Here is a 22,063-nt window from a genome sequence, read left to right on the forward strand (position 1 = left end):
GGAAGAAGCCTAATTTGTTAAAATAATAACAGAAAAAATTATCATTATTTCATGATAAATATTATCTATTGTTATTGACTTTATACACATGAAACCGTATAATCATTGTAGAAGGTTTATCAATTAATTAGGATTCTGTATACAATATGTAAGTTGCAGTTAGTTAAATTTTTAAGAGAGGTGTTTTTATGCAGTCAAATTTATTACTGCTAAGCATTATATTTCCTATTATAGCGGGTATTATTGTTCTTTTTTTGAGGCAATCTTCTATTAGAAAGGCTTTTATTGCTGCATCTTTAGGTGTAATCGTTTTACTATCTTTAATTATGTTGGCGACCTTAAAAGTACCTGATATTTTTAATTCCCCGGCTTATTACAATGGTATGGATGTGGCCATCAAGATAGGGGACTTTGCTCTTTTGCTTTATGTTCTTTATATTTCTTTTAAAATTAAAGAATGGAGAGCGACTTTTTTTGCAGTATTACAACTTGTTCCTTTAATATACTTTGAGTTTTTTATGTTAAAGGAACACGAAGTTGCAATGTTTTTAGTAGATGAACTGTCTATTATAATGAACTTGATTATATCAATTGTTGGTTCTCTAATAGCTCTTTATGCCTTTGGATACATGGACCATCATGAAGAAGAGAAACATGTATCACCTACAAGACAGCCGAGATTTTTTGCTATTATACTTATATTCCTAGGGGCAATGAATGGAGTAGTATTTTCTAATAATTTGATGTGGATGTATTTCTTCTGGGAAGTAACTACATTAAGTTCCTTCATGCTGATAAGCCATGACCAAACAGAAGAAGCTATTAGAAATGCAGCAAGAGCTTTATGGATTAACATGATGGGGGGTTTTGCACTTTTACTGGGGATAATATTTATTTACACTAACTACAACACTATATCTTTAGTTGATGTATTAAGCATAAAAGATACTGCGTATATACTTTTGCCAATGTTCTTTATAGCATTTGCAGCTTTTACAAAATCTGCGCAACTGCCCTTCCAGAGTTGGCTTCTTGGGGCAATGGTGGCTCCCACGCCGGTTTCTGCGCTTTTGCACTCCAGTACAATGGTTAAAGCAGGTATATACGTTTTATTGAGATTTTCACCGCTTTTTAGGAGTACATTGTTAAGCGACTTTATAGCGATATACGGTGCGTTTACTTTTCTAGCTACAGCTTTCCTTGCTATAAGTCAAAGCAATGCCAAGAGGATACTGGCATATTCTACTGTATCAAATTTAGGGCTTATGATAGCAAGCATTGGAATTAATACTTCAAGTGCTATTGCTGCAGCTATATTGCTTTTGATATTCCATGCAGTGTCTAAAGCTTTGTTGTTCTTGTGCGTTGGAACGATAGAGCAACATATTGGAAGTAGAGATATTGAAGATATGAAGGGTTTGGTAAATAGGATGCCTGTAACAGCGGCAATAACTTTTATAGGAATTTTAACTCTTATGGCAGCACCCTTTGGAATGCTTGTATCTAAATGGCTTATAATAGAAGTAGCAGCTAATCAAATATGGATCTCTGTCATATTAGCGATAGGAAGTGCTTTGACAGTACTTTATTACACCAGATGGATAGGAAATCTTTTATCGGGAACGTATTTTAGTAAGCGCTCAGAGGAGCATATGAATACCACAATTGGTATTTCTATCTACAGCTTAACAGCAATAGCTATTGTATTAAGTTTTGCAATTTCAACTTTATATAATATGTTAGTAATGCCTCAAATATTGAATATGAAAATGGATGTGGCTCTCAAAGCTGTTAAAGGCTATTTATATACTTCAAACGGAGGATTTACCATTTATCCTATTTTCATAACAATTGGTATAGCGATAGTGTTATCACTAATTTCCATAAGAAAATCTACACGAGTTGCTGTAAAAACTACTCCTTATACAGCAGGACTTACTTATGTAGAAGAGGATGGGTATGATGTAAAAAACTACTATCTCACGACTTTTGCAACTGAAGGGATATTGACAAAATATTTTAATTATATTTCTGTTGCTTTAATTGCTGTGATTCTGGGAGGTGCTATCCTATGATAAAAGAAATTGGGATATTTGTTGTTGCAGTGATTTTAGCTCCTTTAATCGGCGGTTTTTTATCAGGGATTGACAGAAAACTAACAGCATTTATACAAGGAAGATATGGGCCTCCCATCTGGCAGCCTTTTTACGATGTAATAAAACTTTTATACAAGCAAAGACTATTAGTAAATGACTTTCAAGTGTTTTCTGCCTATATGTATCTTTTATCAGCGATTCTTTCTGTGGGGCTTTTTGCTATAAAAGCAGACCTTTTGATGATTTTGTTTATAATGTCTGTAGGACTTGTGTTCTATATAGCGGGAGCTCTTTCAACAAAATCTCCTTACAGCCAAGTTGGGGCTCAAAGAGAGCTTATGCAGATGTTAGCATATGAACCGATGTTGATATTTTTTGCTATAGCAGTCTACAATGTGACCGGAAGCTTTAATTTAGCTCAAATAATGACCCATGGCAAATTGCTTTTAGATTTGCCTTTGATGTTTATACTTTTGGGCTTGGTTTTGACAATCAAGTTAAAGAAATCACCTTTTGACTTATCAGCTTCAGAACACGCTCATCAAGAGTTGGTACGAGGCATTTTGACGGACTATTCAGGTCCTTACCTTGCTTTGATTCATATTGCTGATTGGTATGAGTTGGTTTTGATATTAGCTATGATTGCTATATTATGGTCTCAAAATCTTGTAATAGGTGCTCTTATTGCTTTGGCGACATTCTTTGTGGATATAGTCATAGATAATATAACAGCAAGAATGACAGTAAAATGGATGTTAACTTTTAGCTGGAGTATAAGTATTCTATTTACAATTGTGAATATAGCTTATATATATTTTAGGAGATGATTGGTATGGGTTTAAAAGAATTTGTAGAAAAATCTTTTAAAAAGTCACCGTGGGTTTTGCATTACAACTGCAGTAGTTGTAATGGTTGTGATATTGAAATCTTAGCTTGTATGACTCCTCTCTATGACATGGAGAGGTTTGGAATGGTAAATGTAGGAAATCCAAAACATGCGGATATTTTAGTAGTTACAGGCACTGTGAACCACAAAAATAAAGAGGTCTTGAAAAATATATATGACCAAATGCCTGAACCTAAAGTGGTAGTAGCTGTTGGAGTTTGTGCTGCTACAGGAGGCATTTTCAGAGAGGCTTATAATGTGCTAGGCGGTATTGATAAGGTGATTCCCGTAGATGTCTATGTGCCAGGCTGTCCTGCAAAACCGGAGGCAATAATAGATGGATTGTATAAAGCTGCGGAAATTTTAAAAGAAAAATATGAGAAAATGGGAAAAGCTGAAGAGGTGTTAAAATGATTAACAGTAGAGAAGTAAAAGTTGATGAGATTGAAAAAGAAGCAAAATACTATTATGACAATGGTTATAGATTTGTTACAGAAACATGCCTTGAAGAAGATGGTAAATTCAAAATAATTTATACTTTTGAAAGAGAATATGAATTGGAGAATTTCCACGTATATGTAAATCCTGCAGAAGAAGTGCCTAGCATTTCAAAAATATACTTTGCTGCACTATTAGTAGAAAATGAGATACAAGAGTTGTTTGGCGTCAAGTTTAAAAACTTGGCTATAGATTTTGAAGGATTATTATTTTTAGGAGAATACGCTCCTATATCTCCGCAAGCGAGTATAGAAATTATGAGAAGGGATAAAGGTGATAAGAATGAGTGACAAAAGTACTATACCGTTTGGGCCACAACACCCAGTTTTGCCAGAACCTATACATCTAAAACTTGTTGTTGAAGATGAAAAAGTGGTAGAAGCATATCCTTCTTTTGGATTTGTTCACAGAGGACTTGAAATGTTAGTTCAGAAAAAAGATTTTAATCAAATGGTCTATGTTGTTGATCATATTTGCGGTATTTGCAGTGCAATGCATGGTCAGGCGTACTGCCAAGCAGTAGAAGAATTGATTGGCATTGATGTACCAGAGAGAGCAAAATATTTGAGAGTTGTTTGGGCTGAACTTCACAGAATCCACAGCCATTTACTTTGGTTTGGTCTTTTAGCAGATGCTTTTGGCTTTGAAAATCTCTTTATGTTGTCTTGGAGAATAAGAGAGAAAATTATGGATATACTTGAGGCTACTGCAGGGAACAGGGTTATTATCTCTGTAAACATCGTTGGTGGTGTGAGAAGAGATATAGACACTGAACAAGCAAAATGGCTCTTAAATGAACTTAAGGAAGTTGAAGAAGGGTTAAAGGAATTAGAAAAAATAGTAAAAAACAATTATACAATTAAGCAAAGGACAGTAGGAATTGGTGTACTTTCTAAAGAAGATGCTTATATGTTTGGAGCAGTAGGGCCTACATTACGAGGAAGTGGTGTTCCTATAGATATAAGAACGACAGGATATGCAGCTTATGGAAATTTAGACTTTGAGCCAGTTGTAGAGACTGACGGAGATACCTATGCGAGGACGATTGTTAGAGTTAGAGAGATGTTCCAGTCCATAGACCTTGTGAGACAGGCTCTAAATAAAATGCCAGAAGGTGAAATAAATGTAAAAGTAAAACCAAATCTACCTGCTGGAGAAGTTATAACAAGGGTAGAACAGCCAAGAGGAGAGGTGTTTTATTACATTAAATCTAGTGGAGGCAAGAACTTAGATAGACTTAGAATAAGAACTCCTACCTTTGCGAATTTGGCATCCCTTTTGCACATGCTGCCAGGCAGTACTCTTGCAGATGTGCCAGTGTTAGTGTTAACTATTGACCCTTGTATAAGTTGTACTGAAAGGTAGGTGGTATAGGTGTTAGATATGCTCAAAAATGTTGTCAGCAATCTTACCCACAAACCTGTTACAAGGAAGTATCCTTTTGAAAAGCGAGAGCCCTTTGAAAAAGCAAGAGGACATATAGAGAATGATATAGACAAATGCATTTTATGTGGTATATGCCAAAGAGTTTGTCCTTCCAATTGCATACAGGTTAACAGAAAAGAGGGTACGTGGGCTTTTCAACCCTTTGAGTGCATAATTTGTGGTGTATGTGTTGAAAGTTGTCCTACAAAGTCTTTGACTATGGCAAAAGAATATAGACCTATTTCTAATGAAAAGTATGAAATAGTGCAGAAAAAAGAGGTACAAAACCCTCCTAATAAGGATAAAAAGGAAGGGGCATAAAAGTGCATGAATTATCTGTAACTCAAAGTTTGGTAGACATCTTGCTAGAAGAAGCACAAAAAAGAAATGTAAAAAAAGTTACAAAAGTCACTGTTGTGATAGGAGAGCTTACAGGACTTGAAAGTGAAAGCATACGGTTTTACTTTGATGTACTTTCTGAAAACACAGTGGCAGAGGGAGCTGAATTAGTATTTAAAATGATAAAGGCACAATTTAAATGCAGACAGTGTGGCAATATTTTTGAACGTACAAATTTTACTTTTAATTGCCCTGTATGCGGTGCAACAGGGGTATTAGTGGACAAGGGAAAAGAATTTTATATAGAAAGTATAGAGGTGGAGTAGTATGGAGGAAATTGTAATTATTAGAGATGTTCTCGAGGCAAACAACAATGTTGCCAGTGAGAACAAAGCTATAAAAGATGAGCGAAATATTTTGATGGTGAACATAATAGGTTCACCAGGAGCAGGGAAAACCAGCTTTATCTTAAGAGCAATAGAACATCTCAAAGTACCTTGTGGTGTTATTGAAGGAGATGTCACTTCAGACATTGACGCTAAAAAGATGGCGGAGAAAAAATTCCTGTCGTTCAAATAAATACAGGAGGCTCTTGTCATTTAAATGCTGGCTCAGTAAACAGAGCGCTTCAGAGTTTATCTTTTGACAATGGCATAGTGTTTATTGAGAATGTGGGTAACCTTATATGTCCGTCAGAATTTGAATTAGGCGAAGACTTCAAATTGGCAATGGCTAACGTTCCAGAAGGTGATGATAAACCTTATAAATATCCAGCACTTTTTACTAAAGCGAAAGCTGTAGTTTTGAATAAAATTGACATGCTTCCTTATTTTGAATTTGATAAGAAATTCTTCTATGATGGGATAAGGGCTTTAAATCCGGATGCACCAATTTTTGAAATTTCTGCAAGGACTGGAGAAGGATTTGGTGAGTTTGCAAAATGGTTAGAAGAAGAGTATCAAAAATTCAGGCAAAACAAATAGATATATTTGGTATTGTACAGGGCGTAGGTTTTCGCCCTTTTGTATTTACAACTGCACAAAAATATAATTTAAGGGGTATAGTCTATAATACCTCTTCGGGAGTTTATATAGAAGTGGAGGGGGAAGAGGGGGATATAAATAGTTTTATAAAGGAACTGAAAGATAATCCTCCTCCACTTGCCGTCATAGATGAAATAAAAGTGAAAGATTTAGAAATTAAGAATTATGAGGATTTCAAAATTATATCCAGTCAAGAAAATGATGGATTTGTACCTGTATCTCCTGACATGGGAGTTTGCGAGGACTGCTTGAGAGAAATGAATGACCCAAATGACAGGAGGTACAAATATCCTTTTATAAATTGCACTAATTGTGGCCCTAGATTTTCTATAATAGAGGATATTCCCTATGACAGGCCTAAGACTTCTATGAAGGTATTTCCTATGTGTGAAAAATGTGAAAAAGAGTACAACGACCCTCATGACAGAAGATTTCATGCACAGCCAGTTGCTTGTTTTGACTGTGGACCCAAACTGGAATTTGTAGGAGGAAATTGCGAAGAGGATGAAATAAAGTGTGTTGCTGATGCTCTCAAAAGAGGTAAAATTGTAGCTATTAAGGGAATCGGAGGCTTTCATTTAGCAGTAAATGCCTTAAGTGATGAGGCTGTTTTTACTTTGAGAAGCCGAAAAAAGATATGGAAAGCCTTTTGCTGTTATGATGAAAGACATAAATCAAGTAGAAAAGTATTGTTTTGTAAGTGATGAAGAAAAAAGCTTCTTCTAAGCCAGAGAAGGCCGATTGTGCTTTTGAAGAAAAAAGGAGAAAAACTTGCGAAAGGCGTTGCTGATGGCTTAGATACTTTAGGAGTAATGCTTCCATACGCTCCAATTCATTATCTTTTAATGGATCAAATTGATTTTCCTATTGTGATGACAAGTGGAAATGTTAGTGAAGAGCCTATTTGCAAAGACAATGAAGAGGCTTTAGAAAAATTAAAGGATATAGCTGATGCTTTTCTTTTAAATAATAGAGACATAGTCAATAGAATAGATGATTCAGTTACTTCTTTTAATGGAGGTGCTGAGAGGATTATAAGAAGGGCGAGGGGATATGCTCCTCAGCCAATTTTATTGAAAAAAGATGCCAAAGTAAATGTACTGGCAGTTGGTGGCTTTTACAAAAACACTTTTTGCATGACTCACGGACATTATGCTTTTATAAGCCACCACATTGGAGATTTGGATAATGAACAAGCTTTTGAATATTATAAAGAGCAAATAGAAAGGTATAAGAGGCTTTTTAGAGTAAATCCTGAGGTAATAGCTCATGACATGCATAAAGGTTATCTTTCTACTCAGTACGCCTTGTCATGTGACTTGCCCCGAGTTGAGGTCCAACACCATCATGCCCATATTGTCAGCTGTATGGCTGAGTACAATCTTGAGGAAAAAGTTATAGGAATAGCTTATGATGGGACTGGATATGGCACAGACGGCAACATATGGGGTGCCGAATTTTTGATATGCGATTTAAAGGATTTTTTAAGAGTAGGGCATTTAGAATATAAACCGCTTCCCGGCGGTGAACTGGCAATAAAAAAGATATACAGAACAGCTTTGGGGTTTATTTCAAAGGATATAAATTTTTATAAAGATTTTGTAGAAAAATTTGATTCTAAAGAGATTGATATAATTTTAAAGCAAATTGAGAGAAAGATTAATACACCTTATGTGTCTAGTATGGGAAGGTTTTTTGATGCGGCAGCTTCTTTACTTGGCCTGAGAGACCAAGTACTTTTTGAAGGACAGGGTGCAATGGAATTAGAAAGCTTAATAGTTGAGAATGATGATTTTTATGATTTTGAAGTTTATCGAGATAGGGAATATATAATAAATCCAGAAGTAATATTGCACCAACTCTATGAAGATTATAAAAAGGGAATTGACAGAAAAATAATTGCGACAAAATTTCACAATTCTATTGTAGAGTTTTCACACTATTTGGCATTGGAGTTGAGAAAGGAATTTGGTATAAATAAAGTAGTATTAAGCGGTGGAAGTTTCCAAAACAGGTATTTATTAAAAAAACTACTGGCTAAGCTTACTGCTTCAGGGTTTGAAGCCTTTTCTAATAGTAAAGTTCCCTGCAATGATGGAGGGATTTCCTTAGGTCAGGCTGTTATTGCGAATAAAAAGTTGGAGGGATAAAAATGTGCATTGCAGTTCCATCAAAAGTGATAAAAATTGAAGGTAAAGTTGCAGAGACAGAGTTAGGCGGTGTCATCAGAAAGGTATCAATAGAGATGGTGCCAGAGGTCAAAGTGGGAGATTATGTAATGGTTCATGCAGGTCTTGCTATAAGCATTGTGGATAAAGAAGAAGCGGAGATGGAAAGGGAGCTTTGGGAAGAGCTTATGGAGGTTTTAAATGATGCAGCAGACAGAAATGATTGAAAAGGCAAAAAGAGCAATTGAAGCTTTAAATCCGGGTGGTCCTTTTAATATCATGGAGGTATGTGGTTCCCATACAATGGCTATCTCAAAATTTGGATTAAGACAGCTTTTGCCTAAAAATATAAGGCTTATTTCAGGCCCGGGATGTCCTGTGTGTGTTACTGCTCAGAACGAAATAGACAGTGTAATAGAACTTGCCAATAAAAATGTTGTAATTGCCACTTTTGGAGACCTTATAAGGGTGCCAGGCAATAGGTCTTCACTTCAGGCAGAAAGAGCAGCTGGTAAAGAGGTAAAAGTATTTTATTCTCCTTTAGATGCTTTGAAATACGCTGAAGAAAATCCAAGTAAAGAGGTAGTTTTTATAGGCATTGGCTTTGAAACCACTGTTCCAACAGTTGCTGTGACTATAAAAGAGGCAAGGGAGAAAAATATAAAAAATTACAGTGTATACTGCCTTCATAAGACAATGCCTGAAGCTTTAAGAGCACTTCTTGAAGGGGGTTCAAATGTTCAAGGATTTTTGCTTCCAGGACATGTGAGTGCAATAACGGGCAGTAAAATATATGAATTTTTGCCTAAAGAATTTGGCGTTGGTGGTGTAATTTCTGGCTTTGAAGCAATGGATATTCTGATGAGCATTATAATGCTTCTTAAAAATTATAAAAATCCTGCTATTGAAATTCAGTATAAAAGAGTGGTAAGAAAAGAAGGAAATCTTGAAGCACAAAAAATAATTGAGGAGATTTTTGAACCTTGTGACAGCACTTGGAGAGGTCTTGGAGAGATTAAAGGTTCAGGACTTAAGATAAGAGATAAGTATAAGGACTTTGATGCAGCGTTAAAATTTGATATAAGACCGATTGGAGAAGAAATCGAGATAAAAGGTTGCAGATGTGGCGATGTTTTAAAAGGGAATATATATCCTAATGAATGTCCTCTTTTTGGAAGAGTATGTACTCCAGAAAATCCTGCGGGACCATGTATGGTTTCTTCAGAAGGCTCTTGTGCGGCTTTCTATAAGTACGGTGCTTAATGAAAGGATGATAAAAGGATGGACAAAGTTTTGCTATCCCATGGCGGCGGCGGAACAATGATGGAAAGATTAATTGAAGAAGTTTTTGCCAAAGCCTTTGACAATGAGCATATAAATGCAATGGAAGATGCAGCATTGCTCTTTGGAAACATTGCCATTACTACTGATAGCTTTACAGTAAAACCTATTTTCTTTCCCGGCGGAGACATAGGGCGGCTTGCAGTGTGTGGTACAGTGAATGATGCCTCTATGAGAGGAGCAAAGCCTTTATATTTGACTTCAGCTTTTATAATAGAGGAAGGTTATCCTATAGAGGATTTGAAGAGAATAGTAAAATCTATGGCTGAAGCAGCAGAAGAAGCAGGTGTGAAAATAGTTGCAGGGGATACAAAGGTAGTAGAAAATGGTGGAATTGACGGGGTATTTATAAACACTTCTGGTATAGGTGTAGTGTATGAAAATGTAGATGTGTCAATTAAAAATGCCAGACCTGGAGATGTAGTGTTAATTTCTGGAACAATAGGAGACCACGGGATGGCTATTATGAGTGCGAGAGAGGAATTGCAATTTGACCCTCCTATTTTGTCGGACGTTTCACCTCTTAACAAGTTGATAGAAAAGCTCATGACTTTGGGGAAAGCCGTTAAGGTATTGCGGGACCCTACAAGAGGTGGCGTTGCGGAAGTTCTTTATGAGATATCAAAAATGAGTGGTGTTGGTATTAAAATATACGAAGATAAGTTGCCTGTAAAAGAAAGTGTAAAATCTGCTTGTGATTTGATGGGATTTGACTTTTTGCACTTAGCAAATGAAGGAAAGTTAATTGCGGTTGTTGACAGGAAATATGCGGAGGAAGCTCTAGAAATCATGAAATCAGACAAATATGGAAAAGATGCAGCGATAATAGGTGAAGTGAATGATTCAAAACTTGTCACAATCAATACAGTTTATGGAACTTCGAGAATTATAGATAGACCTATAGGGGAACTGCTTCCTAGGATATGCTAAACTGCTTGTAGGACAGGAGATATAATTTCCTGTCCTATTTTTTAAGTATTCTAAGTATTGAATGTATTATACATATATGTTAAGATAACGTTAATATAGATTGTTTGTCACGGCTAACAATTAATAACTTTTAAAACTTTTATTGAGAAGGGATGGTGGATAGCTTGTTTACAGGAGAGAAGGTAAGACTCAGGGCTTATAGGAAGGAGGACGTGGAACTGGCTTTGAAATATATAAATGACCCGGAAGTAAAAAGATATTTGAAGCCGGGAATTCCATATCCTTTAACGCTAGAGGATGAATACAGATGGTTTGAAAGTTTATCTTCTTCAAAGGACACATATAGTTTTGCAATTGAAACCCTTGAGGATGGAAAGTACATAGGAGGCTGTGGAATAAATGGAGTTGACTGGAAAAATAAAGTGGCAGTTGTGGGAATTTTTATCGGTGACAAGGAATATTGGGGAAAGGGATACGGCACGGATGCAATGAAAGTACTGATAAGATTTATATTTGAACAGATGAACATGAACAGAGTGGAATTATACGTGTATTCCTTTAACACTCGTGCTATAAAATCTTATGAAAAATGTGGATTTGTTAAAGAAGGTGTATTAAGAAAGAGGTTGTTTAGAGATGGCAGATACTATGATGAGTATGTAATGAGCATATTAAAAGAAGAATTTGATGAGAAATATAGTGTAAAATAATTTATAGTAGAGTCAATTGTACAGGAATTTTTGGGGGTTAAGGATGTTTGATAATTTTGATAGGTGGGATTGGTTTGTTGCTGCTCATTCAATTTTTATTGCATTAATCTTTTTAATAATTTTTGTAGTAATCTTATACACTATTATAAGAAGTATCAGTGAGTGGAGATATAATTCATCACAGCCTAGATTAACAGCCATAGCAAAAGTTGTTTCAAAAAGAACAGAGTTTTCTAATCACTTGCACGAAAATACGTACCATGGTTATACGGAGTATTTTGTCACTTTTGAGTTTGAAACAGGTGACAGGCAAGAATTTAAGGTGGATGGAGAAATTTACGGTTATTTGGCAGAAGGAGACAAAGGAAAACTTACTTTTCAAGGAAGAAAATTTTTGGGATTTGAAAGAAATTGAAAATTTATGACGACAAAATTGTAGATAAAGCAATAGAAATGCTAATTCATAAATTTTTTAATAAATTTTTAATTTAAAAAGAGGAATATTTATTTTTTTGTAGAATATTAATTATTGTGTGTGCTAAAGAAAGATTTATGGGTGTAAAAGGTGGCATAAAATGAGTAGAATTTTAGTTTTAGATGATAATAAGGGAATCTGTAATTTAATAGAAGAAATTTTCACGATGGATGGACATGAAGTGAGAACTTACAGTGATATTAGCCATTTTGACAAAGAGATAGAAAAATTTAGACCTGATATAGGCTTGTTTGATTTACACATGGCAAGCGATATGTTAAAAATTATCAGAAAGATTAAAAAAATTTATCCCAATATGAAGAGTATTATAATGTCAGCGGAAGAGCCACAAGAGCCTTTTACGGAATTTCCTTTTATATCTAAACCTTTTGACATAACAGCGCTAAAAAATTTAGTTTATGATAATCTAAGGCAAGAAATGGCTGTGTAAAAAGGTACGTTTGTACCTTTTTTTATAATTTCCTTGAGCTAACTTTAAACAAATGTTATAATAAAAAAGAAAAGTTACATAATATAGGTAGTATTTTGAAAATCAGTTATAATAAAGGAGTTGTTGGCAATGTTAGTGACAGGTATAGAGATATTAGAAAAAGCCCACAAAGAAGGATATGCAGTTGGAGCTTTTAACACCAGTAATTTAGAGATTACCCAAGCCATTGTGGAAGCGGCAGAAGAAACTAAATCACCAGTCATAATACAAGTTAGTGAGGGAGGATTGAAATACGCTGGTATTGAGACGATTTCTGCGATCGTCAGGACAATGGCTGAAAAGGCGTCAGTTCCAATTGCTCTTCACCTTGACCATGGTACAGATTTCAATACAGTCATGAAATGCTTGAGAAATGGTTGGACTTCTGTAATGATGGATGCCTCTAAATTGCCTCTCGAAGAAAATATAAAAGTGACGAAAACTGTGATGCAAATTGCTCACGGAATGGGAGTTTCTGTTGAAGCTGAAATCGGAAAAATCGGTGGTACGGAGGATAATATCACAGTAGATGAAAGAGAAGCGGCCATGACAGATCCAGAAGAAGCTTTAAAATTCGCAAAAGAAACAGGAGTAGATTATTTAGCTATAGCTATCGGGACGGCTCATGGACCTTACAAAGGGGAACCTAAGCTGGACTTTGATAGACTTAAAAAGATAAAAGAAATGCTCAATATTCCTTTAGTTTTACATGGAGCTTCAGGAGTTCCTGAAGAGGCTATAAAAAAAGCTGTAAGCCTTGGCATAAATAAGATAAACATAGATACAGATATAAGACAAGCTTTTGCACGAAGGCTAAGAGATTTGTTAGAAAAAAATAGAGAAGTATACGACCCAAGAAAAATTTTAGGTCCTTGCAAAGATGCGATGAAAGAAGTAATTAAACAAAAGATGATTTTATTTGGAGCAGCAGGAAAAGCATAAGTTAAAGCGGGGTTTCACCCGCTTTTTATATTTTATGTATAAATTTTCTATAAATTGTCAATTATAAATTTTGGGACTGAAAATAACTACTTGACATTCCAAAAAAATATAAATAAAATAGAGTAAGATTATACGTATTCATTTCTTTTAGCATTTTCTTTTTGTGCTTTTTAATAGTATCCTTTGCGAGAAGTGTGTTGTGCAGAAATTCTCATTTTTATCCTCCAGGTAAGTTCCCTCTATACTTTTTTAAAAATGAGGTAATGAGGACTTAGTTTGTTAAAATTCTACTTTTGGGAGGTGTACCTTTGCGTTTTGATATTAATACTTTGGAAAATTTGAGTTTGATGGAACTAAGAGAAATTGCAAAAGAGCTAGGCATTAAAAGTATTACGAAATACAGAAAACAAGAACTGAGAGAAAAAATTTTGGAAAAAGCTAGTCAATTAAATGGAGAAAATTTAATTCAAGAGGATAACAAAAAAGAGGAAGGTTTAAATGAAGGGCAAACAGAAGGATTACAAGAAAGTACGATAGAGAAAAGTACAGATGATACTTCAAATACTAATTCTAACATATCGAAAAATGGTTATGCAAAGTCTATTGTTACTGAAAATAGCGCAAATGGTTTACAAGCTCAATCAACTTCTTCAAAAAGGAACTTGCCAATTGCTAAAGAACTTTCCGATCCGTTGAAAGAACTTATACAGACACAAGGAGATGTAGTGGCAGAAGGCATTCTTGATATTTTGCCAGATGGTTACGGATTTTTAAGAGTGGAAAACTTTGTCCAAGGGCCCAAAGATATATATATTTCTCAATCGCAAATAAGGCGCTTTGGCTTAAAAGTTGGCGACAAAGTAAGAGGTATTACAAGGATTCCTAGAGAAGGGGAAAAATATTCTGCAATTCTTTATGTGGAATCTATAAATGGTGAAGATCCCGAAAATGCCAAAAAAAGGATTCCCTTTGATGAATTAACTCCTATTTTCCCAAATGAAAAATTGAGATTAGAGACTTCACCTACAGAATTTTCCATGAGATTGGTAGATATCATTGCTCCTATAGGTAAAGGGCAAAGGGGTATGATTGTTGCACCGCCAAAAGCAGGAAAAACCACTTTACTTAAGCAAATTGCCAATAGCATTTCACAAAACCATCCAGAAGTTATTCTCATTGTGCTTTTAATTGATGAACGCCCTGAAGAAGTAACTGACATGAAACGTTCTATAAAAGGAGAAGTAGTATATTCTACTTTTGATGAACTCCCAGAACACCATACTAAAGTGGCTGAAATGGTATTAGAGCACGCTAAAAGACTTGTGGAGTATAAAAAGGATGTGGTAATTCTTTTAGATAGTATTACCAGGCTGGCAAGAGCTTATAACCTTATTACACCTCCTTCAGGAAGAACTCTTTCTGGTGGCATTGACCCTTCTGCATTACATCCTCCGAAAAGATTTTTTGGAGCAGCTAGGAATATAGAAGAGGTGGAAGTTTAACTATCCTTGCTACTGCTTTGATTGAAACGGGAAGCCGTATGGATGAAGTTATATTTGAAGAATTTAAAGGAACAGGCAATATGGAACTTCATCTTGACAGAAAATTACAAGAAAGAAGGATATTCCCTGCTATTGATATATACAAATCGGGTACAAGAAAAGAAGAATTGCTGCTTACAAAAGAAGAATTGGAGGCCATGTGGATATTAAGGAAAGCTATGTCAAATTTACCGCCTACAGAGGTTACAGAGATGTTAATTGAAAAATTAATACGAACTAAATCTAATGCGGAGTTTATAAATATGATAAGGGCACAATTATATAAATCTTGATATTGTGTATAACTTGTGTTATAATTTCTCCGTATGAGTTTTGGTTGAAAGAGGTGAAAGCTGTGAAACCGAATATACATCCTACCTATTATCATGATGCGGTTGTAAGGTGTGCATGTGGAAATACTTTTATAACAGGTTCTACAAAGAAAGAAATTAGAGTAGAAATATGTTCCAAATGCCATCCCTTCTTTACAGGCCAGCAGAAGATTGTAGATACAGGTGGAAGAGTCGAGAGATTTAGAAAGAGATTTAATTTAGAAGAAAAATAATTTGGGGGTTAGAGTGGTGAAGACTCTAACCTTTTGTTTTTAATTTGACATTAAGAAAGGTGGTTTTTATGATATACGGTTCTTTGGATCATGGTTTTATAGAGGCTATAGTTGGTCCTATGTTTAGTGGTAAAAGTGAAGAACTCATAAGAAGGATTAAAAGAGCCCAAATTGCCAAACAAAAAGTACAAGTCTTTAAACCGGCTATTGACGATAGATATTCTATTGACAAGGTGGTATCTCACAATGGCACTAATATAAATGCTATTAGTGTAGTAAAGGCTTCTGAAATAATTGAGCTTTTAGAAGAAGACACAGAGGTTATCGCAATTGATGAAATTCAGTTTTTTGACCATTCGATTGTGGATGTTGTAAGAGAAATTGCAGATCTAGGCAAAAGAGTCATTTGTGCTGGCTTAGATATGGACTTTAGGGGGAACCTTTTGGCCCTACTCCTGATATAATGGCAATTGCGGAGTCTGTAGATAAACTGACGGCTATATGTGTGAAATGTGGCAATCCTGCTACTCGCACTCAAAGGCTTATCAATGGGAAACCTGCAAAATACGATGACCCAATCATTTTAGTAGGGGCCCATGAAACCTATGAAGCAAGGTGTCGAAAATGCCATGAAGTTCCTCGTACATAGAAAAGAGGTGTAGAGATGAAGAAAACCGATATAGGTGGTCAAGCAGTAATTGAAGGAGTTATGATGAGAGGACACAATAGCGTAGCGACAGCTGTACGAAAAGGAGATGAAATAATTATAAATAAAGAGTATGTAAAACCCTTGACTAAAAGGAATAAATTTTTTTCATTGCCTTTTATAAGAGGTACTTTTGCTCTTTTTGATTCTCTTATCATAGGTATAAAAAGCCTTACTTATTCTGCAGAACTTTTTGAAGAAGAAGATGAAGAAAATATTTCAAAATTTGATTCATTTTTACAAAAAGTTTTTGGAGATAAGTTAGATGATGCTTTGATGTATTTTTCTGTCGCAATATCTTTAATTTTATCAATTATCATATTTTTTATTGGGCCGACATATGTAGCCGATTATATCAAATTATTTACAAAAAATACTGTAGTTATAAATTTTGTCGAAGGATTGTTAAGAGTTGCTATTTTTATTTTGTATCTTGTATTAATATCACAGATGAAAGATATAAGAAGAATATTCGAATATCATGGGGCAGAGCATAAAGCTATTCATTGCCTTGAGCATGAAGAGGAATTGACAGTGGAAAATGCTCGCAAATATACTACTTTACACCCTCGATGTGGGACAAATTTCCTCTTCATAGTCATGATAGTCTCTATAATAGTTTTTTCTTTTTTAAAATGGCCTACTCTTTATATAAGGATACTTAGTAGAATTCTTTTGCTTCCTGTAGTTGCTGGTATATCTTATGAAATAATAAAATTAGCAGGGCGAAGTGACAATAAAATAATAACGGCTTTTGTATATCCTGGCTTGCTATTACAAAAGCTTACCACAAGGGAGCCTGATGACAGTCAATTAGAAATTGCTATTGCATCACTAAAAAGTGTTTTAGAAGATGAGGGAGGACGTGAATTTGAAAATATATGAGGCAATAAATTTGGGGGCAAAAGAACTTCAAAATATTTGCGAAAATCCTAAACTTGAAGCGGAACTGCTCCTTGCTTACTGTTTGGGGATGGATAGGATAAATCTAATAATTAAAAGAGAAGATGAAGTGGAGGAAGGGGAGTTAGCAAAGTTTTTAGGACTTTTAAATATGAGAAAATCTCACATTCCTTATCAGTACATTGTAAAAAAGCAGCATTTTATGGGATTAGAGTTTTTTGTAGATGAGAACGTGTTAATTCCTAGGCCAGAGACAGAGATTCTTGTAGAAGAAGTGTTAAAAAGGTTGGAAAGAGGAAATGTAATTTTGGATATAGGTACTGGTAGCGGCGCTATAGCTGTAAGCATATCTAAATATTTTGCAGATTGTACTGTGTACGCAGTTGACATCAGCAAAAAAGCTATTGAAGTTGCAAAGTACAATGCTGAAAAGCAAGGAGTTTTAGATAGGATATTCTTTATAGAAAGTGACCTCTTTCGTAATCTTCCGCCAAATTTAAAGTTTGACTTTATTGTGTCAAATCCTCCCTACATTAAAAGAAATGAAATTGAGCTACTGCAGGAAGAAGTAAAAAAAGAGCCTATTGTCGCGTTAGATGGAGGAGAAGACGGACTTTTCTTCTACAAAAAAATTATAAAAGAAGCTCCTTTTTATATGAAATCAGGCGGAAAAATTGGCTTTGAAATAGGATATGGCCAAAAAGAAGAAATAACTAATTTTTTAGAAAAAGATGGATTTAAGGATATTGAAATAATTAAAGATTTGGCGGGTATTGACAGAGTGATAATAGCGAAGTATAAGTTATAGTTTTCACAACAGATAATATGTGGTATAATCAATCTTTGAGGTGAGATAATGATTGATAAATTGCAAGCAATAGAAGATAGATATGTAGAATTAAGTCAAAAAATAAGTGACCCTAATATTATTTCAAATGTAAATGAATGGAGAAAGTATGTAAAAGAGCATGCGGCTATTGAAGATATTGTGTTAAAATACAGAGAATACAAAAAAGTTTTGGAAGATATAGAGGCTACAAAAGAGTTGTTGTCTTCAAATGATGAAGAACTTAAAGAGATGGCAGAGGAAGAACTTTCTCAATTAGAAGAAAAAAAGAAAAATTATTAGAGGAGATAAAAATTCTTTTAATACCAAAAGACCCAAATGATGAGAAAAACGTCATAATGGAGATTAGGGCAGGAGCAGGAGGAGAAGAGGCAGCTCTTTTTGCACATGACCTTTTTAGGATGTATTCCATGTATGCAGAGAAAAAAGGTTGGAAAGTAGAAATAATGAGCTCCAATGAAACAGATATCGGAGGATTTAAAGAAGTAATTTTGAATATTTCTGGAAAAGGGGCTTACAGCAGGTTAAAATACGAAAGTGGTGTTCATAGGGTTCAAAGGGTTCCAACCACTGAAGCCGGGGGAAGGATTCACACTTCTACCGCTACAGTGGCAGTTTTGCCTGAAGTCGAGGAAGTTGATGTAGAGATAAATCCAAATGATATAAAGGTAGATGTATTTAGGTCAGGCGGTCATGGAGGGCAGAGTGTAAATACGACTGATTCCGCAGTCAGAGTTACCCATATTCCAACAGGAATTGTCGTAACTTGCCAAGATGAAAGGTCACAGATTCAAAATAGAGAAAGAGCTCTTAAAATTTTGCGAGCAAAGCTTTATGAAATGGCTCTACAAGAACAACAAAGAGAAATTGCTGAGACACGGAAATCCCAAGTAGGTACTGGGGAAAGGAGCGAGAGGATAAGAACTTACAATTTTCCACAAGGCAGAGTCACTGACCACAGAATAGGTTTAACTTTATATAGATTACAGGAAGTTCTTGATGGGGACTTGGATGAAATTATAGATGCTTTAATTTTAAATGACCAGGCAGAAAAACTTAAGAATATGAATCTAAATTAAAGGAACAGGGAAACCTGTTCTTTTTTATTCCTTAAAAGGATATGAAGTGTGTATTATCAAAAAATATAGGTATAATTTAAATTTTTGTGCTTGACTAAATAATCGTTATAAATTATAATTATAAAAAAACACTTTATTAAGTTAAACTAAGAAATAGCAGTATGTGACAAAATACATACAATTTAACATTGCCCCCCAGCTGTCCTCTATAGAGGACGCTTTATTCGCTCGATGGTCCTCCTACCTTCGAGCGAATTTTTTTGTGCTAAGCATAAGTTCAATAACGATTTAATACATTTGAAGTAGATTTAAAAATTAAGGGGATGTTTTTATGTCTACCTTCAATGCTATGATAATAGGCTCTTTGGTTGGAGTGATTGGCACAGGGCTGGGGGGAGCAGCTACATATTTTTTCAAAAACCCTTCTGCTAGATTTTTTAGTGGAATTATGGGGATTACTGCGGGCTTGATGCTCTCTATTGTAGTTTTTGACCTGTTGCCTCATGCTTTTGATATAGCAGGTCTTGCATTGGGGACAATTGGGATATTAATAGGAGCTATTTTGATTTCTTTTTTTGACATGATAATAGAAAATATGGATATCGCTGGAGGCTTCATAAAAGAAGGTGTATTATTAGGAATTGCAATTGCTTTACATAATTTTCCTGAGGGACTTGCAGTGGGCTCTGGTTTTATGGTATCTCAGTCATTAGGTATTAACATCGCATTGGTTATTGCTTTGCACGATTTTCCTGAGGGTTTAGCAATGGCAACGCCATTTTCTGCAGGCGGCATACCTCCTTATAAAAATGTAATATACACCGTATTAGCTGGGATTCCTACAGGAATAGGGGCTTTAATTGGAGTTTTGACGGGTGGTATATCCCCTTATTTTATTGGACTTAATTTAGGTATAGCAGGAGGGGCTATGTTGTATGTGACCTGTGGTGATATAATTCCTGAAGCCAGAAATATTTATAAAGGAGAAATTTCTATTTTGGGGATGATATTAGGTATTATAGGTGGTATAATAATAACAAAGCATTTGTAAGTTTTAATTCTACAAGGAGTGCCTTAAATGACAAAAATAGTACGCATTAATAAAAATGATCCAGAAATTGAGCTTATTGATTTTGCAGCAAATGTGATAAGAGAAGGGGGACTTGTGGCTTTTCCTACAGAGACAGTTTATGGAATTGGAGCTAATTCTTTTAATGAAGAGGCTGTAAAAAAAATATTTATAGCAAAGGGAAGGCCTCAAGATAACCCTCTTATTGTTCATATCGCAGAACTAGAGCAGATTTATGACCTTGTCGAAGATGTACCTCAAAAAGCTAAAACTCTTATGAAGAAATTTTGGCCAGGCCCTTTAACACTTATTTTTAAAAAATCAGAAAAAGTACCCTATGTTAATACGGCTGGCATGGATACTGTAGCTATAAGGATGCCTTCAAATCCGATTGCTCATCTTTTAATCAAAAGGGCAGAAGTACCTATATCTGCTCCCAGCGCTAATGTTTCAGGTAAGCCTAGTCCTACTGATGCTTCTCACGTTATTGAAGATTTGTATGGAAAAGTAGATGTAATAATAGATGGAGGAAAATGTGATGTTGGCGTAGAATCTACTGTTTTGGATTTGACAGAAAAGGTGCCGGTCATTTTAAGACCGGGAGCAGTTACTTTGGAAATGCTTAAAGAAGTGATAGGAAATGTTGAAGTGGATCCTTCACTTTTAAAAAAGCCAAAGGAAGATTTAAAGCCTAAGTCCCCTGGCATGAAGTACAAGCATTATTCTCCTAACGCGGAGGTCTATATAGTGACAGGAGACCTTGAGAAAGTTGTAAAAAAATTCAAGAATTGACAGAAGAACAATTGAAATATGGTAAAAAAGTTGGTATAATGGCAACGGTACAAACTTCGACACAATATGAAAAAGGAGAAATTATTGTCGTAGGGGATAGAAATAGACCAGAGACGATAGCGAAGAATCTTTTTGCAGTTTTACGACAATTTGACAAAAAGGGAGTAGATGTCATTTTTGCTGAAAGTTTTGAATATGACAAAATTGGACTTGCTATTATGAATAGATTAGAAAAAGCTGCCGGTTATAAAGAAATAAGTGCTGAAGGAGAATTGCCATGAAAGTATTATTTGTGTGCACTGGGAATACCTGTAGAAGCCCTATGGCAGAGGGACTTTTTAATGACAAAGCGAAAGCTTTCGGTAAGGACTTTGAAGCAAAATCTGCTGGAGTATTTGCTCCAGAAGGTTTTCCAGCTTCACAAGAAGCAATAGAAGTATTAAAACAGGATTATAATATAGATATTTCAAACCACAGGTCAAAAAGTTTAAGACGTCAAGATTTAGAAGAGGCTGATTTAATTTTAGCTATGTCGAATTCTCATAAACAGAGCATACTTTCTAAGCACCCAGAATATTCCAATAAAGTTTTTACTATAAAAGAATTTGTAGGGCTAGAGGGAGAGGTTGAGGACCCTTACGGCATGCCTATAGAGGTGTATAGAGAGACAGCTCGAGAGTTAGAGGATTTAATTTCAAAGATCATAACAAAAATTTCACAAGAAAGGAAGGGTAAAATGGTGATTGCATTAGGAGCTGACCATGGTGGCTATGAACTTAAAGAAGCTATAAAAAAGTATTTAGATGAAAAAGGAATAGCCTATAAAGATTTTGGAACTTTTAGTACAGAATCTGTCGATTATCCAGATTATGCCCTCAAAGTAGCAGAGGCTGTTGCATCCCATGAGTGCAGCGAAGGAATTTTAGTCTGTGGGACAGGCATTGGTATGTCAATAGCGGCAAATAAAGTACCAGGAATTAGAGCTGCTCATGCAGAAGATGTTTTTTCAGCAAAAGCCGCTAAGGAACACAACAATGCTAATATTTTGTGCTTGGGAGGACGCATTACAGGACCAGGACTTGCTGTGATGATGGTGGAAGAATGGTTAAATGCAACTTTCCAAGGAGGACGTCATCAGAGAAGGATTGACAAAATAGCGGAAATTGAGAAAAAGTATAGCAAATGATATTAATTTGTGATTAGAAAAGAAATTTTAAA

General features: G+C 35.2%; 19 protein-coding genes and 6 pseudogenes. All 25 read left to right on the forward strand.

Features of this window, described 5'->3' with window-relative positions; translation table 11 throughout:
- Nucleotides 1-188: 188 nt before the first annotated feature.
- The 25 genes and pseudogenes from OEI98_RS00710 (at nucleotide 189) to rpiB (ending at nucleotide 22,031) form a co-directional block, all read left to right on the forward strand.
- Nucleotides 189-2,075, forward strand: coding sequence for an NADH-quinone oxidoreductase subunit L (locus OEI98_RS00710; protein ID WP_004399991.1), 1,887 nt, complete (start codon nucleotides 189-191; stop codon nucleotides 2,073-2,075).
- On the forward strand, nucleotides 2,072-2,923 hold the full coding sequence (locus tag OEI98_RS00715) for a respiratory chain complex I subunit 1 family protein (protein ID WP_004399990.1): 852 nt from the start codon (nucleotides 2,072-2,074) through the stop codon (nucleotides 2,921-2,923). Before OEI98_RS00710 ends, OEI98_RS00715 begins: the two co-directional genes overlap by 4 nt.
- A gap of 5 nt (nucleotides 2,924-2,928) precedes the next feature.
- Nucleotides 2,929-3,396: an NADH-quinone oxidoreductase subunit B family protein gene (locus OEI98_RS00720; RefSeq protein WP_004399989.1), complete on the forward strand. Its 468-nt coding sequence runs from the start codon at nucleotides 2,929-2,931 to the stop codon at nucleotides 3,394-3,396.
- Complete coding sequence (locus tag OEI98_RS00725) at nucleotides 3,393-3,770, forward strand: NADH-quinone oxidoreductase subunit C (protein ID WP_004399988.1); 378 nt, start codon at nucleotides 3,393-3,395, stop codon at nucleotides 3,768-3,770. The genes OEI98_RS00720 and OEI98_RS00725 overlap by 4 nt, the downstream gene beginning before the upstream one ends.
- On the forward strand, nucleotides 3,763-4,845 hold the full coding sequence (locus tag OEI98_RS00730; protein ID WP_019907186.1) for a nickel-dependent hydrogenase large subunit: 1,083 nt from the start codon (nucleotides 3,763-3,765) through the stop codon (nucleotides 4,843-4,845). Before OEI98_RS00725 ends, OEI98_RS00730 begins: the two co-directional genes overlap by 8 nt.
- Nucleotides 4,846-4,854: 9 nt before the next feature.
- Nucleotides 4,855-5,226 (forward strand): 4Fe-4S dicluster domain-containing protein, encoded by a 372-nt coding sequence (locus OEI98_RS00735; protein WP_004399986.1) that lies wholly within the window; start codon nucleotides 4,855-4,857, stop codon nucleotides 5,224-5,226.
- Nucleotides 5,227-5,228: 2 nt separating this feature from the next.
- Entirely contained in the window at nucleotides 5,229-5,570 is a 342-nt protein-coding gene (gene hypA, locus OEI98_RS00740; RefSeq protein ID WP_004399985.1) for a hydrogenase maturation nickel metallochaperone HypA, read from the forward strand.
- A gap of 1 nt (nucleotide 5,571) precedes the next feature.
- A pseudogene (hypB, locus tag OEI98_RS00745) lies at nucleotides 5,572-6,227 on the forward strand (hydrogenase nickel incorporation protein HypB).
- Nucleotides 6,185-8,437 (forward strand): annotated as a pseudogene (gene hypF / locus OEI98_RS00750) (carbamoyltransferase HypF). The pseudogenes hypB and hypF overlap by 43 nt, the downstream one beginning before the upstream one ends.
- A 2-nt stretch (nucleotides 8,438-8,439) precedes the next feature.
- Entirely contained in the window at nucleotides 8,440-8,682 is a 243-nt protein-coding gene (locus OEI98_RS00755; RefSeq protein ID WP_004399982.1) for a HypC/HybG/HupF family hydrogenase formation chaperone, read from the forward strand.
- Nucleotides 8,657-9,718, forward strand: coding sequence for a hydrogenase formation protein HypD (gene hypD, locus OEI98_RS00760; protein WP_014062058.1), 1,062 nt, complete (start codon nucleotides 8,657-8,659; stop codon nucleotides 9,716-9,718). Before OEI98_RS00755 ends, hypD begins: the two co-directional genes overlap by 26 nt.
- A gap of 18 nt (nucleotides 9,719-9,736) precedes the next feature.
- A complete protein-coding gene (gene hypE, locus OEI98_RS00765; RefSeq protein WP_004399980.1) occupies nucleotides 9,737-10,726 on the forward strand; it encodes a hydrogenase expression/formation protein HypE in 990 nt (329 codons plus the stop codon).
- 164 nt (nucleotides 10,727-10,890) lie between these two features.
- On the forward strand, nucleotides 10,891-11,436 hold the full coding sequence (locus OEI98_RS00770) for a GNAT family N-acetyltransferase (protein ID WP_004399979.1): 546 nt from the start codon (nucleotides 10,891-10,893) through the stop codon (nucleotides 11,434-11,436).
- A 43-nt stretch (nucleotides 11,437-11,479) separates the two neighbouring features.
- Entirely contained in the window at nucleotides 11,480-11,851 is a 372-nt protein-coding gene (locus OEI98_RS00775; RefSeq protein WP_004399978.1) for a DUF2500 domain-containing protein, read from the forward strand.
- A 160-nt stretch (nucleotides 11,852-12,011) separates the two neighbouring features.
- Entirely contained in the window at nucleotides 12,012-12,362 is a 351-nt protein-coding gene (locus tag OEI98_RS00780; RefSeq protein WP_003868949.1) for a response regulator, read from the forward strand.
- A 129-nt stretch (nucleotides 12,363-12,491) separates the two neighbouring features.
- Nucleotides 12,492-13,343: a class II fructose-1,6-bisphosphate aldolase gene (locus tag OEI98_RS00785; protein ID WP_074666491.1), complete on the forward strand. Its 852-nt coding sequence runs from the start codon at nucleotides 12,492-12,494 to the stop codon at nucleotides 13,341-13,343.
- A gap of 308 nt (nucleotides 13,344-13,651) precedes the next feature.
- Nucleotides 13,652-15,177, forward strand: a pseudogene (gene rho, locus OEI98_RS00790) (transcription termination factor Rho).
- A gap of 62 nt (nucleotides 15,178-15,239) precedes the next feature.
- Complete coding sequence (gene rpmE / locus OEI98_RS00795; protein WP_003867319.1) at nucleotides 15,240-15,449, forward strand: 50S ribosomal protein L31; 210 nt, start codon at nucleotides 15,240-15,242, stop codon at nucleotides 15,447-15,449.
- Between the two features lie 71 nt (nucleotides 15,450-15,520).
- Nucleotides 15,521-16,098, forward strand: a pseudogene (locus OEI98_RS00800) (thymidine kinase).
- Nucleotides 16,099-16,113: 15 nt separating this feature from the next.
- Nucleotides 16,114-17,040 (forward strand): DUF1385 domain-containing protein, encoded by a 927-nt coding sequence (locus tag OEI98_RS00805; protein WP_074666497.1) that lies wholly within the window; start codon nucleotides 16,114-16,116, stop codon nucleotides 17,038-17,040.
- Entirely contained in the window at nucleotides 17,027-17,866 is an 840-nt protein-coding gene (gene prmC / locus OEI98_RS00810) for a peptide chain release factor N(5)-glutamine methyltransferase (protein ID WP_074592612.1), read from the forward strand. The genes OEI98_RS00805 and prmC overlap by 14 nt, the downstream gene beginning before the upstream one ends.
- Nucleotides 17,867-17,914: 48 nt before the next feature.
- Nucleotides 17,915-18,984: pseudogene (prfA, locus tag OEI98_RS00815) on the forward strand (peptide chain release factor 1).
- 331 nt (nucleotides 18,985-19,315) lie between these two features.
- Entirely contained in the window at nucleotides 19,316-20,035 is a 720-nt protein-coding gene (locus tag OEI98_RS00820; RefSeq protein WP_004399974.1) for a ZIP family metal transporter, read from the forward strand.
- Between the two features lie 27 nt (nucleotides 20,036-20,062).
- Nucleotides 20,063-21,126, forward strand: a pseudogene (locus tag OEI98_RS00825) (L-threonylcarbamoyladenylate synthase).
- The gene (gene rpiB / locus OEI98_RS15210) at nucleotides 21,123-22,031 is read left to right on the forward strand and encodes a ribose 5-phosphate isomerase B (RefSeq protein ID WP_019907191.1); all 909 of its coding nucleotides are present in this window, start codon (nucleotides 21,123-21,125) and stop codon (nucleotides 22,029-22,031) included. The pseudogene OEI98_RS00825 and the gene rpiB overlap by 4 nt, the downstream one beginning before the upstream one ends.
- Nucleotides 22,032-22,063: the final 32 nt, after the last annotated feature.

The organism is Thermoanaerobacter sp. RKWS2 (assembly GCF_026240795.1).
In the GTDB taxonomy this organism is placed as follows: domain Bacteria; phylum Bacillota; class Thermoanaerobacteria; order Thermoanaerobacterales; family Thermoanaerobacteraceae; genus Thermoanaerobacter; species Thermoanaerobacter ethanolicus.

Excerpts from the sequence above, each read along its gene's own strand:
- OEI98_RS00710 (WP_004399991.1), top strand. The coding sequence starts at position 189 with ATGCAGTCAAATTTATTACTGCTAAGCATTATATTTCCTATTATAGCG.
- OEI98_RS00715 (WP_004399990.1), top strand. The coding sequence starts at position 2,072 with ATGATAAAAGAAATTGGGATATTTGTTGTTGCAGTGATTTTAGCTCCT.
- OEI98_RS00720 (WP_004399989.1), top strand. The coding sequence starts at position 2,929 with ATGGGTTTAAAAGAATTTGTAGAAAAATCTTTTAAAAAGTCACCGTGG.
- OEI98_RS00725 (WP_004399988.1), top strand. The coding sequence starts at position 3,393 with ATGATTAACAGTAGAGAAGTAAAAGTTGATGAGATTGAAAAAGAAGCA.
- OEI98_RS00730 (WP_019907186.1), top strand. The coding sequence starts at position 3,763 with ATGAGTGACAAAAGTACTATACCGTTTGGGCCACAACACCCAGTTTTG.
- OEI98_RS00755 (WP_004399982.1), top strand. The coding sequence starts at position 8,440 with ATGTGCATTGCAGTTCCATCAAAAGTGATAAAAATTGAAGGTAAAGTT.
- hypD (WP_014062058.1), top strand. The coding sequence starts at position 8,657 with ATGATGCAGCAGACAGAAATGATTGAAAAGGCAAAAAGAGCAATTGAA.
- hypE (WP_004399980.1), top strand. The coding sequence starts at position 9,737 with ATGGACAAAGTTTTGCTATCCCATGGCGGCGGCGGAACAATGATGGAA.
- OEI98_RS00775 (WP_004399978.1), top strand. The coding sequence starts at position 11,480 with ATGTTTGATAATTTTGATAGGTGGGATTGGTTTGTTGCTGCTCATTCA.
- OEI98_RS00780 (WP_003868949.1), top strand. The coding sequence starts at position 12,012 with ATGAGTAGAATTTTAGTTTTAGATGATAATAAGGGAATCTGTAATTTA.
- OEI98_RS00785 (WP_074666491.1), top strand. The coding sequence starts at position 12,492 with ATGTTAGTGACAGGTATAGAGATATTAGAAAAAGCCCACAAAGAAGGA.
- OEI98_RS00805 (WP_074666497.1), top strand. The coding sequence starts at position 16,114 with ATGAAGAAAACCGATATAGGTGGTCAAGCAGTAATTGAAGGAGTTATG.
- OEI98_RS00820 (WP_004399974.1), top strand. The coding sequence starts at position 19,316 with ATGTCTACCTTCAATGCTATGATAATAGGCTCTTTGGTTGGAGTGATT.
- rpiB (WP_019907191.1), top strand. The coding sequence starts at position 21,123 with ATGAAAGTATTATTTGTGTGCACTGGGAATACCTGTAGAAGCCCTATG.